Annotated in this window: 11 protein-coding genes and 1 pseudogene; 5 read left to right on the forward strand and 7 right to left on the reverse strand. The window is 67.9% G+C overall.

The window, feature by feature from the left end; all coding sequences use genetic code 11:
• The first annotated feature begins 23 nt into the window (after nt 1–23).
• Together EJ357_RS00205 and EJ357_RS00210 are read left to right on the forward strand one after the other, a co-directional pair.
• On the forward strand, nt 24–467 hold the full coding sequence (locus tag EJ357_RS00205; RefSeq protein ID WP_126387463.1) for a hypothetical protein: 444 nt from the start codon (nt 24–26) through the stop codon (nt 465–467).
• Nucleotides 468–496: 29 nt separating this feature from the next.
• Nucleotides 497–2713 carry a tetratricopeptide repeat protein gene (locus tag EJ357_RS00210; protein ID WP_126387465.1) on the forward strand — a complete coding sequence of 739 codons (2217 nt, stop codon included), beginning with the start codon at nt 497–499 and terminating at the stop codon, nt 2711–2713.
• Here the strand turns inward: EJ357_RS00210 and EJ357_RS00215 are convergent.
• Complete coding sequence (locus tag EJ357_RS00215) at nt 2694–4445, reverse strand: helix-turn-helix domain-containing protein (protein ID WP_175647236.1); 1752 nt, start codon at nt 4443–4445, stop codon at nt 2694–2696. The genes EJ357_RS00210 and EJ357_RS00215 overlap by 20 nt on opposite strands.
• Nucleotides 4446–5202: 757 nt before the next feature.
• Complete coding sequence (locus tag EJ357_RS47980; protein WP_175647237.1) at nt 5203–5340, reverse strand: hypothetical protein; 138 nt, start codon at nt 5338–5340, stop codon at nt 5203–5205.
• A gap of 1136 nt (nt 5341–6476) precedes the next feature.
• Here EJ357_RS47980 and EJ357_RS00220 point away from each other — a divergent pair.
• On the forward strand, nt 6477–7754 hold the full coding sequence (locus tag EJ357_RS00220) for a NucA/NucB deoxyribonuclease domain-containing protein (RefSeq protein ID WP_126387469.1): 1278 nt from the start codon (nt 6477–6479) through the stop codon (nt 7752–7754).
• Nucleotides 7755–7885: 131 nt separating this feature from the next.
• Nucleotides 7886–8497, forward strand: a complete 612-nt coding sequence (locus EJ357_RS00225; RefSeq protein WP_126387471.1) for a hypothetical protein — start codon at nt 7886–7888, stop codon at nt 8495–8497.
• 469 nt (nt 8498–8966) lie between these two features.
• Here the strand turns inward: EJ357_RS00225 and EJ357_RS00230 are convergent, their stop codons facing one another.
• From EJ357_RS00230 to EJ357_RS00250, 5 genes and pseudogenes are all read right to left on the reverse strand, one after another.
• Nucleotides 8967–10004, reverse strand: a complete 1038-nt coding sequence (locus EJ357_RS00230; protein ID WP_126387473.1) for a hypothetical protein — start codon at nt 10002–10004, stop codon at nt 8967–8969.
• Nucleotides 10004–11182, reverse strand: coding sequence for a helix-turn-helix domain-containing protein (locus EJ357_RS00235; RefSeq protein ID WP_126399012.1), 1179 nt, complete (start codon nt 11180–11182; stop codon nt 10004–10006). The genes EJ357_RS00230 and EJ357_RS00235 overlap by 1 nt, the downstream gene beginning before the upstream one ends.
• A gap of 763 nt (nt 11183–11945) precedes the next feature.
• Nucleotides 11946–13265 (reverse strand): annotated as a pseudogene (locus tag EJ357_RS00240) (UDP-glucose dehydrogenase family protein).
• Between the two features lie 73 nt (nt 13266–13338).
• Nucleotides 13339–13773 (reverse strand): NUDIX domain-containing protein, encoded by a 435-nt coding sequence (locus EJ357_RS00245; protein WP_126387475.1) that lies wholly within the window; start codon nt 13771–13773, stop codon nt 13339–13341.
• 28 nt (nt 13774–13801) lie between these two features.
• A complete protein-coding gene (locus EJ357_RS00250; protein WP_175647238.1) occupies nt 13802–15508 on the reverse strand; it encodes an asparagine synthetase B family protein in 1707 nt (568 codons plus the stop codon).
• A 363-nt stretch (nt 15509–15871) separates the two neighbouring features.
• Between EJ357_RS00250 and EJ357_RS00255 the strand changes: the two genes are divergently transcribed.
• Nucleotides 15872–17263, forward strand: a complete 1392-nt coding sequence (locus EJ357_RS00255) for a sporulation protein (RefSeq protein WP_126387479.1) — start codon at nt 15872–15874, stop codon at nt 17261–17263.
• The last annotated feature ends 21 nt before the right edge of the window (nt 17264–17284 follow it).

Below are 17284 nucleotides of genomic sequence, written 5' to 3' on the forward strand. Positions count from 1 at the left end.
CGGCTGTGGCGGCAGCCGGAGGGATGGCCGTGGTGCAGGCAGCGGGGACAGATGCTTGGGCAACGGTGCGGCGGGCGGTCGCCCGGCTGTTGGGGCGCGGGCATCCCGAGCAGGAGGCCGCCGAGTTGACGCGGCTGGACCAGATGGAGACCGCGCTGGCAGATTCCAGCGATCTGCTGGGGCAGCGGGGGCGGTGGGAGGGGGTGTGGCAGACCCGTCTGGAGCTGGTGCTTGAGTCGGTTGACGTGGAGGAACGCCTCGCTGCCGTGGAGAAGCTGACTGAGATCGTCGCGCTTGCTCGATCGGGGGGTCCTGGCCTGCAGGCCGGGGCTGGGGGCGTTGCCGCGGGCGGAGATGTGCAAGTGCGCGCGGAAGGCGGATCGGTGGCCGGTGCGGTGGTGCGAGTGGAGGGAGATGTGCAGCTGGGGGGCAGCCCTTTACCTATCACACGGTCTCGCCGGGATTGATGTCCGTCGGAGGCGGCGGAGCTCAGCAGTTGGTCGCGCAGCACGGTGCGGTGGCTGCCGGTCGTCTGGAGGTCGGCCAGATGGTGGTCGCCGCGGCGGCGGGGCGGGCGCAAGCGCTGACGCTCGCTGCGCCGTTGGGGTATCGGAATCCCGCCTTGCCGTTGCGCGGCCGGGATGAGCTTTTGAACTGTCTGCTCGATCAGTGCCGCCGTGGTGGTGATGGCCGGTTGCATGTCCTGCACGGGCTGAGCGGCAGCGGGAAGACGGCATTGGCTTTGGAGATCGTCCATATGCTGCAGATGCGGGCCAGTCCTATGTCGGAGCACCGTGTGTGGTGGCTTGATGCCAGGCAGGCTGCGTTGTTCGAGGACGGGTTTCGGGCGGTCGCCCGCCGTATAGGGGTCGCTGGTGATCTGCTTGAAGCGGACGGTGTCGTGGACGCTTTGTGGCATCGGCTCAGTCGCGCCGAGCTGCCGTGGCTGCTGGTGATTGACGGGGTGGATGACCCGCGTCTCTTGGACGGTCCAGGGCTGCTGGCAGCGGGTACAGGGTGGATCCGGCCGCATTCGTGTCCGTGCGGGCTGGTCCTGGTGACGACATGTGACGGAACGGCGGATGCCTGGGGCTCCGGCGCGGTCATGCATCCCGTGCTGCCGCTGAAGGGGCGGGATGCTGCCTGTGTCCTGATGGATCACGCGGGACCGGATGCGGGAGCGTTGGATGACGCGGCCTGCCTGGCGCGCCGATTAGGTGGGCTGCCTTTAGCTTTGCGTATGGCAGGGGTCTACTTAGCCGAGGTGATGGGGATGCCGGATGCTTTTCGTGAGCCTGAGACTCCCGCCGAATTCGACGCGTTCCGCCGGGCTCTGGACGGGCCGGCGGGGCAGGGCCTCAACCCGGCTCAGGTGATTGCCGACACCTGGCGCCTGGCTCTGGATCTGCTGCACCGCCGGGGCTTTCGTTATGCGGCTGACGTCCTGGAGCTGCTGTCCGTTTTCGCTGACGCCCCCGTGCCCCATGCCCTGGTTCTGCGTGCACAGGTGTTGCAACGGCATCCCGGTTTTGAGGGCATCGACGGCGGCACCCTGTGGCGGACGCTGCGTGCATTGGCGGCATTGAGCCTCATCGACTTGTGTCCTGCGCCGGAAGGCGATGACGGGGATGAGTCTGAGGAATCGGCGAGATCGCCGGAGTGCTTGCGTGTGCACCCGCTGATCAGAGACGTCAGCCGTACTCCGCGCTATTTGTCCCTCGTCACCGGTCTGCTGCAGGACGCCTGCTCGGTAGAGCAGGTCGGCAAGCCCGAAGAGCCCAGTTCCTGGGCTGCGTGGTCTGTCCTGGCGCCGCATGCACTGGAGCTGGTGGAACAGGAGGACGATCTGGCCTCTCTGCCTGACGCCGGCCAGGTGTCGGCCGCCGCTGCGGCGGAAATGGCAGCCCGTTTCCTGCAGGCGCGTGGCCTTTCCCGGCGGGCAGGTGCGGTGTTCAGGAAGGTGGTGCGGATCCGGATGCGTGTGCTGGGGGCGGCACATCCGGAAACCCTTACCGCCCAGCACAACCTGGCCGGAGCGCTGCACGACGTCGGCGAGCTCGGCCAGGCCGAGACCGTGTACCGGAAGGTGTGGCAAGCGCACCGTGATGCCCGGGGTGCGGAGTTTGCCCATGCCCTGACCGCCCGGCATGAACTGGGCCGGGTATTACATGACTTGGGCCGGCTGGAAGAAGCACAGCAGCATCTGTCAGCCGTGCTCGACGTCCGCAGACGCCTGCTGGGCGAGCAGCACGGCCACACGCTGTCGGCCCAGCATGAACTGGCCCGGGTATTACATGACTTGGGCCTGCTGCGGGAGGCCTGCAGAGAGTACGGGCTCGTTCTTGCCGCGCGGTGTGAACAGTTGGGGGATGAGCATCCGAGGACATTGACGACGCTCCACAACCTCGCCTGCCTGATGCAGGACGAGGGTGAACTGACAGGAGCACAGCAGCAGTTCGAGAGAGTTCATGCGGTTCGATCGCGGGTTTTGGGCGAGGTGCATCCGCAGACGCTGTGGACCGGGTACCGGCTTGGGTGCGTGCTGCGCGACAGGGGTGACACCGTGCGGGCCCGTGCGCTGCTGCTGCACGTACGCGACGGGTTGTCGGCCGTGCTGGGGGAAGGTCATGTACAGACTGAGCGGGCTGCGCGGGCTCTGGAAGGTCTTGCTGGTCCTGGGACGTCGGACGGTGTCACGATCGCGTGCCGTTGATCCTGCTGATTGCCGCGATCAGGGTCGCCAGGGTCTCCACAACATTGGCCGCACCGGCCTGCTTGAGCCTGCGGGCCTGGCTGCGCTGTGAAGCCACGCCGATGAACTGCACACCAGCTGCCTGGGCCGCCAGGGCGTCGGCCAGGGACTCGCCGATGAGCACGGTGCGTGAGCGGTCGCCGCCCAGGACACTGGTGGCGAGCGAAACGGCGTGCGGATTGGGCTTCATCAGCCGTGGGTCGGTGGGGCGTCCGAAGACGTCCACCAGGTTGGGCGCATCGCCGGTGTCGGGGCGCAGGTGTGTCAGGAAGGTCTGCACGGCAGCGCTCGCGTGGTCGGTCACGACGGCGATGCGCCAAGGGCCGCGGCTGAGAACTCCCAGCAGTTGCGCGGCGCCGGGAAGGGGTTCCGCGCGACGGGCTGCTTCGGTTTCATACGACGTCAGAATTCCGTCGAGCTCGCGGATTTGTTCAGGCGATCCCTGGTCGACGACCGAGCGCAGCACAGCAACCGGGTCTGCGGTTCCGCCCGGGGCGGTGCCCAACTGCAGGCTATGGGCCGCCTGGGTCAAGTGCCCGGAGACCGAACGCACGTTGTCGGCGAACAGCCGGCACAGGACTCCGTCGAAACTGAACAGGACAGTCTGGGATTGGGCAAAGCAATGACGCAGCCAGGCATGGGAGGGTGGCTCCCCTGCCTCCAACTGCGCTTCGAACTGCCGCAGGCTCTCCTGCACCCACGGGTAGAGGGCGTCGTACCAGGGCTTGAACGCGGCGTAGTGGTGCTGCCCGTCCCTAGAAAGCATGTAGGGGGCTGTCCTGCCTGCTCCTGCCTGTATGGACGCCGGCTGTATGAACGGAACCAGGGACGGGGCATGGGGCAGGGTGTTCTGCGCTGCGGTCAGTGCGGCCTTGCTGGAGCGGGCGATGTGCAACTGCCCCAGCGTTTCCCAGCCATGTGGTGACAACTGCGCGCGGAAGAAGGCGTCCATGCGCTGGGGAAGAGTGACGATCGACTGATGAATGCGTACGGCTTCGTTTTGCATACGCCGGCGAGCACGGTCCTGGTCCTCGGACGTGACACCGTAGTGCGCGGTTGCTGCTTCCGTCGCCTGCCGGTGGTGCATCTCCCGCAGGGCCATGATCTGCTGTTGGAGGATGCGTGCAACAGTCGGGGCGGAACGCGCGTAGTGGGCAGCCACGGCTTTGACGACCTCGTCCTCCGGTTCAGGCACGTCTGCACACCCCGGGGCAAGATGCGTGTCGACGAGGGTGCTGAGAAGCTCCCGTACCCGATCGAGGCGTTGGCGTACTCCGGGAACGTTGGCGATATGCCTTTCCAGTACCTGCACGGACACACCCAGCGTGCCCGCCAGGCGCACCGCCATGCCGTAGCGGCTTTCGGGACTCAGTCCTGTCGTCTCCAACCGACGGTAGCTGTGCGGATTCAGCTCTAGCTCCCGGCAGAGGTCACTGGCTCGCAGACCATTGGCTCTACGCAGGTCGGCCAGCTGCCAGTAGGCCATGCCAGCTTGGTTCGCCAGCTCCAACGGACGGACGCCTAATGCTTCGGCGAGCCGGCGGATGCGTGGCGGGTCAGGGACGCGCTGACCGTGCTCATAGGCAAGGATCTGCGCCTTGCTCGCTCCCACCCGCTTGGCAAGCTCCTCGGCGCTCAGCCCGCCCGGTTGCACCTCGGCGCGTGCCTGCCGCAGACGAGCGCCGGAGAACATGACCGCCAAACCCCTCGCCATCGCAGGCCCCTCTCCCTCAGGCGCGGTACATTTTACGTGCGTCGCCTCCGAGGAGCAGGGGGTTAATTCACGCTGCTCGAAGACTCTTGAGCAGTGTGTTTGTGCCATCAAGGCGCATTGCCCTCTCCCCGAAGGCCGCTGCGGACGACCACAGTTGGTGTCCGACACCAGTGACGATTAGGGGCCACCCACAATTGGGTGGACCCCGTGGAAGATTTTTTGGGTCAGCCACGGGGTCCGGGGTCGGCGAACCTTTACCGTCACTCCAGAGCCTCTCCGTAGCACCGGAGGGGCTCTGCGGGTATGAGACCCGGCTAAGTGCGGCGTTGGTCTCCGTCCCGCGGGTCCGGGGGATCCGGGGAGGAGCGCATCGCCTGCCTCCTTCCTTCTGCGGCGGTTACGGAAGGGTGAAGGGTCAGCTGGCCGGTGGACCGTCTGGCCCCTCCCGTCCGGCAACCGATGCCGAAGGGGAAGACGACCATGACATTACCGCTACCTCGCCCGTACGCGTTTACGAGGCGGACCCAAACCAGTGCACCCCCACCGCGCAACGGCAGTGACACTCCTGCTCTGCGCTGAGCGCGCAGGCCCAAGTTGCCTACGCCATAGGGAAGATGGACGTCAGCGCTCATGAGAGCGGACCACCGGGCACGGAGGAAGCACGGGGGCGTGAAGGATGCGCCCGGGGGCGCACGATACCCGCGTCTGCCCCTGTTGAGGGGCCGCGCAACCAGTTTCACGGCGTGCGGCGAGAGTCCGGCGCCGTTCCAGAAGCGACCGCCGTCGTAGGCATCGTGTACGCCGGGGTGGCGAATACGGCGCAGCCGACGATCACGGCGATGACCGCAAGGAGGAGCAGGATCTGGGTATTCATTTGCGGTGCCAACCTGTGGTTCCTGGACCCGCCGGACGCGTCCTCCCGGATCGCCTGCGGCGGGCCTGCCAAGACCCCGCACGAAAGAACGAGGCCCTCCCTGTTCTAGGAGAGACGAGCCTCACCCCTGCCGGTCAGGCACCGCTAAAAGAACGACCATGCAGGTCAGAAGGATTCCCTAGGGGTTAGGTCTTCTCGTCCCACACGCCACGATCGTCTTCCAAAATGCAGAACGGCCTGCAGCACGCCGATCACGGTGTCGTCCTCCCTGCTCTCGCCCTCCGCGAAATACCCCATCATGACCGCGCCGTTGGGCGTGCACCGTGCAGCGCCGCTGAGGTCCTGCCCGACGTCGCCTGTGACGCGGCCCGGCTGTAGTGGGCCGGGCCGCCCACCACGGAGTTTCGCCTGAGCGCCGAAGGCCCTCACGACCAGCCCTCCCCCGCTCTCGGCAAGCTGCTCGACCTCGACCCGCTCGCCCCCGTCGGGGACGGCGCCCGCACTCAGATGGCCATCACCATCACCCGGTCTCCCACCATGCGACGCCAGGAGCGCCAGGCGCCGCTGCGCCGGGCGCTGATTCATATGGCGCGGCACTTCGGCTACGTGTGGGGCCGAGGAAGAGCCGTTGTAACCCTCGCGCCAGCGGGCCCCAGGAGGGCTTCGATGCAGGCGGCCGCTGGGCTTCACTAGCCACGCGCTCGGCGTGTCCGGCGAGGATCGCGGTGAGTGTGTCCGCGGCCCAGGTCTCGACGGGGCGGGTACGAGGCCGTCTCAGAAATGCTGTCCCGGCTCGCCACCTATGCCGCCCGCGCCAACAGCGGCGAGGTGGCCGAGCGGGCGGCCGTCATCTGGCGTGCCGCTCCGGAACGAGGCCGCGAAGAACAAGCGCCTGTCCGACTCCATGGGCGTCCGAGCGGCAGAAAGCATACCGGCGTGGCCCGTTACGACGACGCCGCGGATTCTGAAGCAGCCGTAAATCTGTGGTGATCCCGAGGTGAATGACTTTCGCTTTCGGACGTTCTGTCCTGGCGTGTAATAGCCCATCGGGAACTTTCGACTCTTGACCTTCTGCGTTCGGTGAGGTTTCAGTGGTGCGCGCTCATGCGTGGTGCGTTCGTCTGAGAGGAACTGTCGTGCAGCAGTACCGAAAGAGACGCTGGTTCGCGATCGCAGCGACAGCTGCGGCTTTCACCGTGTTCGCTGGTGCGGCTCCCGCTGCCGCCATGATGGGAAGTCAGGACAGCAGCAATGAAGCTGCCGTTGTTTCGGAATTAACGCGCTTGACCCCGGAAACCACACCGGGCTCCGACAAACCCACGAGCGAAACGGGTACAAGCCGGCTCTCTGACGTGGGGGCGAGTTGCACTGAGCCGGATGAGAACGGCCGGGGCTCGTGTATCGAGTACAAAGCTCCCGACACCATACCGGCCCTGCCGAGCGGCGAATCCAACCCGCAACTGGCGGCAGTTGCACCGCCTCAGTGGTGCGAGGACGCCCAGGGCGTGGTGTATGCCACGCGCACTCAGGCCTGCCGGATCGACTCGGTCTACTACGAGACGTATGTCGTGCGCAATGGCACAAGGACTACTACAGGTGAGGCCAATCTCCTCCTCATCAACTACAGCTACGGCAGCACCAGTGAATCCCGCATAGCCCATCAGCTCGACGTCACGGCCTTTAGTGGCTGGGGCGACGCGCTCAAGGCCTCCTACAACGGCAATGCACGAGTCGGGTATGCCTGCACCAAGGAGAGCGGTTCGTTTTCCGCAAAGCCGATCCAACCGCTGAACCAGTGGCACACGGGCGAGGCGTTCTTCGACTCGACAGCGACTGCTACTGGCGCCGTCGGGGAGTGCGGCACAGGGTGGAACCTGACCTTCACGAACCCGGGCTACACCTCGACGACGTATGTGGTCCCTGTGTTCCGCCAGTTCCGGTGTGACAACAACACCGCCGGCCGTCCGGTCCCCGGCTGCGTCGTGCCGTGGTACGCCTCGGCCGTCTACTACAGCCGGGCCGCCTACCCTGACCTGGCCTCCCATGTCTCACGCGCCCAAGCCTCGGGACTGCCGGGAGCCACCTTCGAGGCTCCACTGACGCGCACGACGGATCCGGCGGTCAACGGGGACAACCGCGAGAAGGCGTGTGGCGATGCGCCCAGCGTGTCCGGCAAATCATGCGACGAATACCCCGTCGCCAGCTCCTATCAAGGCCTCTCAGCCGGCGGCACCCGCCGCACCTTCGACGGATGCCAGTTCCCCGGCATCCCTGCCGGGCAAGGCCCCACAGGCGTCAGCGTCTGCATGATCACCGCTACAGAGAACAGCTCCCAGGGCGGACTGCACACCGGGTTGTATCGGTCTGAACGCGTCCTCGACAAAGACCCGTTCCGTGTAGTGGTGACCCCCTAGCTCCACTGAGAGTGCGTCACTTCACGCAGCCCGCGCGCCGGGGAGCAGCGCCGGTCCCGGCCGCTCCCCGGCGTCGCATGCGGGCGGGCAGCAGGCGCCGACGAAGCTAGCCTGAAGCGGGAGGAGGATACATGGACGCCTCATGGCACGACGTCTTCGTCACGGAAGGCACCTTCGGTCTGTTGGATGACGGGGAGATCCCGGTGCATTCGGCTGACTGGTCCAACGGGCTGATCGCGCCGATGCTCCAAGGAGGGGCTCTTGTCCGCACAGGCATCCAATCGGGATACGTCCGGGTCAGCATCCGCGCCTTGAGGGAACCGGCTGAAGAAATCGACGAGTCACGGCCCTGGGAAGAGATCGTGGAAGCGGCCGTCACCGCCCCCCGCAATCGTCTCCGGCTCGAATCGCTCGACTACGGTCCCCCTGCCCCGGACATGCCCCTGACGACCGCGGACACTACCCAGTACCGCCTCCGAGTCCACGCCCGCGGCAGGGATGCCGCTCGCAGCCAGAGCGCTCAGGTACCCCGGGAGGAGTACCTGCTGTTGGTGTGGCCCGCCGAACCAGCTCCCACGCGCACACTGCGGGGCAGTAATCGGCTCGAAGAAGAAGAACAGGCAGAAGCTGCCAATCCGCATCCTCCGCGCATGCACCCGGCTGAACCCCCCGAGGCGACAGCAGAGCGGGAGATCCGCGCCCGACTCGACGAGGCACTGCGAAGGAGCCGGAAGGATCAGTAGCCGGAATCCGAAGCGGCCTCGCCCGCCGCTGGCGTGGTCCCGTGGATGTGTGGCAACACAGTCCAACGGTTGTCAGCGCACGCGTGCTGGCGCACAGTGCTCAACACTCCGATGCCACGCTGGCGCTTGGCATGCTGCTCCTGGCCTTGGCGTTCGACCCGCACTACCGGATCGCAGCCGCAGCATCCGCCGCCCTCGCTCGGTCTTTGGCCTGGTCATCCGGCCCGTCCTGCCGCACAGCCGTCCTGAGCGCAGCAAGCGGCCCAGGCTGCCGCACTCCCTGCGTGATCGCCGAAGCGCTGCCCGAAGTATGCGCCGACTCCTGCGTGCGCCAGCAACTGGTGTTCAACCGGCTTCAGCGCCCTTCCGCCCTGGTCCGCACCACCATCAGTACCGAACTCTCTACGGCTTGCCCGCCAGCCCCGGTGCCGGCGGCCGCAGGATGCCTTGAGCACGGCGAGCTCGTTCTTCACGTCGTGTCGTCACTGGTGCGGGCGGGTGGGCGGCGGTAGTGGTCCAGGGCCGCGGCATGCTCGTGGTAGGGGATGCGTGGGAGACGGGAAACCAGGGACCACATCGTGCGCTCCGCGGCAAGTTCCTTGGGGATGTCCAGACCGAGCGATGCGGCGAGAGGGTGCCGGCCGACGTTGACCAGAGCCCGTACAGCGGCCGCCCATTCATCGGTGGCGCTGACGGCACAGCGGTACCACACAGGAATGAGGACGCAGAGGACGACTGCCGCAGCAGCCACGGCCGCAGTGCCGGCGGCGGAGGTGAGGGTTGCTGCCGCGGCGAGCAGCAGCGCTATGTGACCGTAGAGCAGGCAGATAAAGAAGTCGACGCTGGTGCGCGCGGTATCGACCTGCCTGCGCGCCTGTTCGGGTGCGGTTGCGGTCAGTTCGTTCCACAGCAGTTGCGAATCCAGCTGGTAGCGGTCGTAGGCGTAGACCTCGAAGCGGCGAATCGCGTTTCCGAGCCGGGTCGGAGCGAGGTGGCCGTCCCCGACGGGGTAGCGGGCGAGGCGCTCTTGCAGGAGGGCCCGGCGGGTGACAGTGCTGCGCCGGTCCAGGCGCCGGTGGCGGGCCAGGTGGGGACTGTGGAGCAAAAGGGTGAGGTCGGCCCTGTGGATCGGGGACAGGCTGGAGTCGGCCGCGCGGCGTTCGAGGCGCATGAGCAGGAGGCGGTCGGTCAGGCGGCGCCTGAGGGCCTGGTGGCGGCGGCAGCCGTGTTCGTACGCGAAGGAGGGCCACAGTAGGTAGCCCTCCAGGATTCGGTAGAGCGGGTTCTGCAGAGCGTTGAGCACGAGGCCCACCATCAGCGATGCGGTGAGGAAGGCCAGCGCGCCTCGTCCTGCGACCAGGTCTGCAGCATGCCCGAGCGCCGGGACACGGCGAAGGCTGGGCAGCAGGACCGTAGTGAGAACGGCGAGGTTGATCGCGGTGGGCAGCACCCAGCCGACAAGCAGGCTCCAGGCGCCTGTGAGTGCGCCTTTGGCGATGTCCCCCATCAGGCGCCGGCACCCTGGTCAACAGAAGTGGAAGCCGGATCCCGGTTGGAGGGAAGAAGAGGCGCACTTGGCCTGCTGGGCGGTGCGGGCCATTCGTCATCGTCTGGAGCGGGCGAAGGTCCGGGTGAGGTGTGCAGGGTCCCGCCGTCTGAGGGGCGGCGCGCGCGGTAGGCCGCCCGGTACGCGGCCGGCGACGAGCCGAGCTGGCGGCGGAAGTGCCCGCGCAGCGCCACCGGCGAGCGGAAGCCGCAGCGGCTGGCGATCTCGTCCACCGAGTAGTCCGACGTCTCCAGCAGGCGCTGCGCCTGCAGGACGCGTTGAGTGACCAGCCACTGCACGGGAGCGGTGCCAGTGAGCTCCCGAAAACGCCGGTTGAAGGTGCGGCGGCTCATGTGTGCGCGTGCCGCCATTGTTTCGATGTCGAACTGCTCGTGGAGGTGCTCCAGCGCCCAGGCGACGACCTCGGCCAGCGGGTCGGCGCCGATCTCCTCCGGTAAAGATCGATCGAGGTAGCGCTCCTGACCGCCGGACCGGCGCGGCGGCACCACCAGACGGCGGGCCAGGGCCCCGGCCGCCTCGTTGCCGTGGTCCGTCCGCACGATGTGCAGACACAGGTCAATTCCGGCCGCCGTACCCGCGGACGTCAGGACGTCTCCGTCGTCCACGAAGAGTTCTCGTGGATCCACGTGCACCGACGGGTAGCGCTTGGCCAGCGTCGGTGCGTACATCCAGTGCGTCGTCGCGGGACGGCCGTCCAGCAGGCCCGCCGCGGCGAGGACGAAGGCACCGGTATTCAGCCCGACTATGCGGGCACCTTCCTCATGCGCCCGGCGCAGTGTGTCGAGCGCGTCCTCGGGTGGCGGCGAGGTGATCGAACGCCAGGCCGGCACGACGACCGTGCCCGCCCGTGAGATCGCCTCCAGGCCGTGTGGTGCGGAGAGTTCCAGTCCCCCTGTGGTCCGCAGTGGGCCTTCCTCGCCGCCGCACGCCAGCAGTCGGTAGCGCGGCACGCCGGCGTCCTGGCGGTCGATCCCGAACACCGACAGCGGTATGGAACTCTCGAAGATGGGGCCGCCGCTGAACAGCAGCACCGCGACGATCTCCTTGCGGCGTCGCCCGGAAAGCCTCGCAGCCGTGGGACGCGGGGGGCCGTCCGTCTTCGTACGGGTGCCCGCCAGCCGGGGCTCCGTGGTGGCCTTTGCGACCGGAAGGCTCGGCCCCTCACGTGTTCCGTCTTCCGGCTCGCCGTGCGGGAACTGGTTCACCAGAACGCGGAGTGGGGTGCTAGCACTGGGCCTGCCACGAAGGACACGTCGCAGGCGCAGGCGCAATTCGGCTTCCACATCCGCAGCCGTGCCCTCTTCTTCGCGTGCGCGGGCGTTGATGAGGTCGTCCCGGGTCCGGTCCAACTGGCGCTCGACGTCCACTCGAGCCTGATCGCCGGACTCGTTGTCGATGAGGAACGCGACAAGGCCATCGCGGACAAGCGGCCAAGAGTCCCCATGCATGTGCTGCACCAGCACCGCCGTACACGCCGCGACGAAGTCCTTCAACGCGGCCACCCCCGTTTCCCCAGCAGCTTCGGCAGCCTTCACCGCTGCCGGAAATACCGTAGGAGGTGGCGGCCAACTCTGCATGTACAAGCTGGACTTGAGATGCTTGCGCACCAAACTCGGCCACGCACACGAGGTACCTCAGTGTGTATGGCGGTTAGCCGTTGCTCGGCAGTCGCCCCCCACACGACCCGAGGCTGTGCTGGGAGGCGCCCTCCATCTGCCAGACAACGGAGCAGTGCTCAGCAGCCCCGGATCCAAGGAATGCGGTTGTGACCGGCGAAGGGCTCTGCATAGCTACGGCCGAACGATCGCACGCGGGTTGCAGGGCGGGCAGCAGCGGCTCGAGATATGTCCTCCGGATTCCCGAACACGCAGGCAGGGTTGCTCATCGCCGGCCGAGGGCGAGGACGGTCCATCCGGCCTCGCGCCAGGTGTCGGCGTTGAGGGTGCCGCGGCCGTCGATGACCTTCGGGGTGGTGACGCGAGCGGCGAGGCGGTGGGGGTCGATGTGGGTGAACTGCGGCCATTCGGTCAGGTGCAGGAGCAGGTCCGTGTCCTGGACGGCTGCGACCGGGTCCTCGATGTAGTCGAGTTCGGGGTGCATCTTGCGGGCGTTGTCGAGGGCTTGAGGGTCGGTGACGGTGACGGCCGCGCCGAGCTCGTAGAGTTGGTGCGCGACGGCGAGGGCGGGCGAGTCGCGGATGTCGTCGGTGTTGGGCTTGAAGGCTGCGCCTCACACAGTGATCCGCTTGCCGCCGAGGTTGCCGCCCGTCTGTTCGCGGGCGAGGTCGACCATGCGCGCGCGGCGCCGCTGGTTGATGGCGTCGACTTCGCGGAGGATCGTCAGCGCCTGGTCGAGGCCGAGTTCGTCGGCGCGGGCCATGAAGCCGCGGATGTCCTTGGGCAGGCAGCCGCCTCCGAAGCCGAGACCCGGGCGCATGCCGCGGGGTCCGATGCGGATGTCGTGGCCGAGGATGCTGGCGAGTTGAGCGACGTCCGCCCCTGAGGCTTCGCAGACCTCGGCGATCGCGTTGATGAAGGAGATCTTTGTGGCGAGGAAGGCGTTCGCGGCCGACTTGGCGAGTTCGGCGGTGGCCCAGCCGGTGACGATCGTCGGCGTTCCGGCGTCGATGATCTGGCTGTAGCACTGCCGCAAGATCGCTTCGGCCCGGGAGTGCTCGGTGTCGAATCCGAGGACGAGCCGGTCGGGGCGCAGCGTGTCGTCGATGGCGAATGATTCGCGGAGGAACTCCGGGTTCCATGCGACCTCGATGGCGTCGCCGACGGGGGCGTGTTCGTGCAGGAGGTCACGGACGCGGGGTGCGGTGCCGACGGGGACGGTGGACTTGACGGCGATCACGGCCGGATGGTGCAGGCGGGGTGCGAGCTGTCGGACGGCGGTGAAGAGGTGGGTGAGATCGTAGGCGTCGCTGCTGGGCTGCTGCGGGGTGCCGACGGCGATGAAGTGCAGGTCGGCGAAGGCGGCGGCCTGCGCGTAGGAGGCGGTGAAGGTGAGGCGTCCGCTGGCGGTGTGCTTGGCGAGGAGGTCGTCGAGGCCGCGTTCGTGGAAGGGGGCCTTGCCTGAGTTGAGCATGTGGACCTTGTCGATGTCGCAGTCCATGCCGAGGACCTCGTGGCCGAGTTCGGCCATGCAGGCGGCGTGCGTGGCACCGAGGTAGCCGCAGCCGATCACGGTGAGTTTCATGAACGGGGTTCCTTTGCGAGGTGGGTCCGCCCGCAGGCGGCCCACCTCTTCCCGTCCGTGAGGGCGAGGTGGTTCAGGCGGGCCGGGCGGCCAGATGGCGGTTGATCCCGTCCCGGATGAACGGCGGGATCGTGAGAATGTCGAGGTGTTCGGGGGCGAAGAATTGGAGCTTGACGCCCTCCGCGAGGGGCAGCCGGCTCTCATCGCTGTCCCAGGAGGCGGCGAAGAACGTGATCAGCTGGCCAGAGCCGTGTTGGTCGCGGATTTCGAAGAGCTCGATGAGGCCGGTGACGGTCAAGCCAGCTTCCTCGTCGAGCTCACGGACGATCGCCTCGCGGGGCTCCTCGTCAGGATCGCAGCCGCCTCCCAGCACGCTCCAGTGGTTCGGCCAGGCGATGCCGGGCAGGTCATCGCGCAGGTGGAGGAGGAGTTCGCCGCGGCGGTTGGTGATGATCGCGACCGCTCCGCGGGCGGTGGCCGGGCTGTCGGCGGTGGTGTCCTGGTGCATCCGGACACCGTAGTAAGGGAGTTCAGGATCACGCGGCAGCCCTCACCGTCTGGCCGTGAAACCAGGCGGCGGCCATGAGGGCCTGCATCCGGGTGCGGTCGAACCGCCCGCCCGGCTTCGTGAGTCCGCCCTCCAGCAGCGGACGCAGCGAGGCCGGAGCCTCGGCGAGTGCGGTGTGGATCTGCGCGCTGGCCCAGGTGGCGAGCTGACTGTTCAGCCAGGACGGGACCGGGGAGGCGAAGCCGAGCTTGTCACGGCTGGCCCAGACCTCCCTCGGCAGACCGAGAGCCTTCGCGGCGTCCCGCAGGATCCGCTTGCCCTCGGCAGGGTGGGCGATCTTGTGCTCGGCAGGCAGCCGGTAGGAGAGCTCGACCAACTCCCGTGCCAGATAGGGCGACCGGCGCTCCAGCGCAAAGGCGGAGGCGAGCTTGTCGCTCGTCATCACCAGCGGCCGCCAGGCCGTGGCCAGGTCGGCAAGGGTGAGTGCACAGGCCAGGTCCCCGCCCGCCTTCCCCATCGCGGCGGCAATGAGGTCACGGATCCGCCCCTCTGGGTCGGGGCCGCGCAGGACGAGCCGGGTGACGGCGTCGGCGGGGTCGAGGTCCTCGCCGGCGGTGTGCATGAGCTTCGCGGCCAGCGGCCGGTAGGCGTCCATCCCCGCAGCCAGGACCGCGTCGGCGCCGAAGAGGACGAGGGAGTGGCGGACGTAGCCCATGAGGAACTCGTCCGGGCCGAGCCCGCCGACCACGACCCGTACACCGAGGGCGGCGATCCTCCGGTAGGCCATGTACTCGGAGAACGTGGACGCGTTGCCCATCGGATAGTCCAGCGCGGACATCATGTGCCCCAGGACCTTGGGGAAGTCGAAGGGCTCCGGCTCGACGACCACCAGCTCGGCACCGATGTCAGCCGCAATCCTCGTGGCGATCTTCGATTCGTCGAGCCGGTCCTGGCCGGGGTAGCGGACGGTGACACAGACCGGCGGCCGCAGCAGGTAGGCGAGCACCGACGAGTCGAGGCCGCCGGACAGTAAGAGCGCGAAGTCGCAGGCCGGAGCCCGCAGCGGGACCTGCTCGGCCAGGACGACGGAGAACGCGGCGAGGGCCTCGCTGTAGGTGCCGGTGAAGGGCTGCCTGTTCTCCAAGCCCCAGTAGGTGTGCTGGGTCAGGGAGCCGGTGACGACGTCGAAGGACAGCAGGGTGGCCGGGGCCAGTAGCTGAATGCCTTGGAAGGGGGTATCGACGCCGGTGGGTGTCTCGATCGCCAGCATCTCCGGACGCAGCACGAGCGGCGCCGGGCCGTAGCCGGTCAAGGTGGTGACCTCGGAGGCGAACGCGAGCCGGCCGCCGTCCAGACGCCAGTAGAGCGGCTTCTCACCGAGCCGGTCGCGGGCCAGGAACAGCTTCCCGACGCGCGGGTCATAGACGGCGATGGCGAACATACCGTCGAGCCCGTCCAGGCAGGACGGCCCGATCTTGGCCCAGGCCCGCAGAATGAGGTGGGCGTCGGTGTCCCGCTCGCCGAGCTCGATGCCCCAAGCGGCTGCCTGGGCCCGGTAGTTGTAGGTCTCACCGTTGAAGGCCAGCAGCACTCCGGACTCGCGGTCGAGGTAGGGGCCGGGCGTGGCCTTCGGGTCGACGATCAGTAGCGTGTTCATGGCCAGCACCGCCCGCCCGTCCATCGCGGCTGCGTGCTTGGTGCCGTCCGGGCCGCGGTGGGCCTGCGACGCGCCCATGGCGCCGACCGTGCTTTTGTGCCGGGCAGCGTCCGCTCCGGCTAATCCTGCGATTCCGCACATCTCTGGGCCGCCCCCGAGTCAGGTGAGGTGGTGCTTCGGCGGCGGCCGCCGGAGGGGATCCGTCCAGTTCTGGCGGCCGCCTGGGCTCTCATCACAGCCGCCCGGCCGGCGTGAGGGGAGGGCTCGCAGGGGGGCTCACAACTCGCAGACGCGGTTCGTCAGTCGTGCCGGGGCAATATCCTCGGTGACCCAACACGCGGAACGCGTACGACTCTTCGCCCCCAAGGCGAGGACTGAACTTATGCCCTCAACCGTCTGTTCGAGTCGGCCGCGGTCCCGGAGACCGGCAAGGGAGAGGTCGTGGCATCGACCACCCGCCGGCCCCGTCCGCCCAACACGGACCTGGCCCGGCTCATCGAAGCCTGCGGCGCGAGCCACAAGTCCCTGGCTCTGCGCGTCAACCAGCTCGCCCATGCCGCCGGGATAGAGACCGACTACACCCACACGTCGGTGGCGAACTGGTGCAGGCGGGGAATGACGCCGAAATGGCCGGTTCCGAAGCTTTTGGCGCAGACTATCGGGGAGAGGCTAGGCCGGCCCGTCGACTTGAGTGAGATCGGGATGGGCGAGGCGGAGACAATTGGCGCCTCGGTGGGGTTGGATTTCCCCAGGGATCCCGCCGACGCCGTCCGCGTCGCCACTTCGTTCTGGAGCTCCGTGAACCGCCGCGACTTCCTGGCCGGATCCGGCTTCGCCGCCTCCGCCTTCACCACCCCCGTCACCCGATGGCTCGTCACCCCGGCCGACGAGACCGCCGAACGCCGCGGCGGCCAGCAGGTCGGCCGGGCCGACCTCAGCGAGCTGCGCGAGGCAGCCGACGACGCCAGGCGGTGGGACTCCAAATACGGCGGCGGGAACTGGAAGGCCAACTCCGTCACCGACTGCCTCGACCGACGGGCCGCCCCGCTGCTTCAGGGCAGCTTCTCAGACAAGATCGGCCGTGAACTCTTCTCCGTCACCGCCGAGTTGTCCCGCCTTGCCGGGTGGACAGCCTTCGATGTCGGCCAGCACGATGCCGCCCAGCGGCACTTCATCCAAGCCCTCCGCCTCGCCCGCGCCGGCGGGGATGTGCAACTCGGCTGCTATGTGCTGACCACCATGGCCATGCAGTCCCTGATGCGCGGTTTCGCATCCGAAGCCATCGACATGGCGCAGGGCGCGTTCAACCGGGCCAAACGCCAGGCGGCGCCGCGGGTGCTGGCGTTCACCAAGCTGATCGAGGCCCGCGCTCACGCCCGGGAGAACAACCCGAATGCGGCCTGCCGGGCCCTGGCCGCCTCCGAGGATCTCCTGGGCAGGGCCGAGCAGGATTGCGGCGACGAGCCTGGGTGGATCGACTTCTACGTGCACTCCCGCCTCTCCGCAGACGCCGCCGAAGTATTCCGCGATCTGAACAACCCCAAGGCAGCGCTGATGTGGAACAGGCAGGCAGCCGCGATGCCGCCCGGCGCTTTCACCCGCTCCGTCGGGATGCGGCTCGCCATCGTCGCAACCGCCCACCTCCAGGCCCGCGATCTCGACCACGGCCTCGAACTCGGCAACCGCTCCGTCGACATCCTCGCCCGCGTCCAGTCCACCCGCGCCAAGGACTACGTCCGCGAGTTCAACACCGCCCTCATCCCCTGGCGGCGCGAGCCAGCCGTCCGCGCGTTCATCCACCGCACGCGAATCGAACTCGGCGTCGCCGCCTGAACCCAGCGCATCGCCCACTGT

Source organism: Streptomyces cyaneochromogenes (assembly GCF_003963535.1).
Classification (GTDB): Bacteria; Actinomycetota; Actinomycetes; order Streptomycetales; family Streptomycetaceae; genus Streptomyces; species Streptomyces shaanxiensis.

Excerpts from the sequence above, each read along its gene's own strand:
- EJ357_RS00205 (WP_126387463.1), top strand. The coding sequence starts at position 24 with ATGGCCGTGGTGCAGGCAGCGGGGACAGATGCTTGGGCAACGGTGCGG.
- EJ357_RS00215 (WP_175647236.1), bottom strand. The coding sequence starts at position 4,445 with ATGTTCTCCGGCGCTCGTCTGCGGCAGGCACGCGCCGAGGTGCAACCG.
- EJ357_RS47980 (WP_175647237.1), bottom strand. The coding sequence starts at position 5,340 with ATGAATACCCAGATCCTGCTCCTCCTTGCGGTCATCGCCGTGATCGTC.
- EJ357_RS00225 (WP_126387471.1), top strand. The coding sequence starts at position 7,886 with ATGGACGCCTCATGGCACGACGTCTTCGTCACGGAAGGCACCTTCGGT.
- EJ357_RS00230 (WP_126387473.1), bottom strand. The coding sequence starts at position 10,004 with ATGGGGGACATCGCCAAAGGCGCACTCACAGGCGCCTGGAGCCTGCTT.
- EJ357_RS00245 (WP_126387475.1), bottom strand. The coding sequence starts at position 13,773 with ATGCACCAGGACACCACCGCCGACAGCCCGGCCACCGCCCGCGGAGCG.
- EJ357_RS00250 (WP_175647238.1), bottom strand. The coding sequence starts at position 15,508 with ATGGGCGCGTCGCAGGCCCACCGCGGCCCGGACGGCACCAAGCACGCA.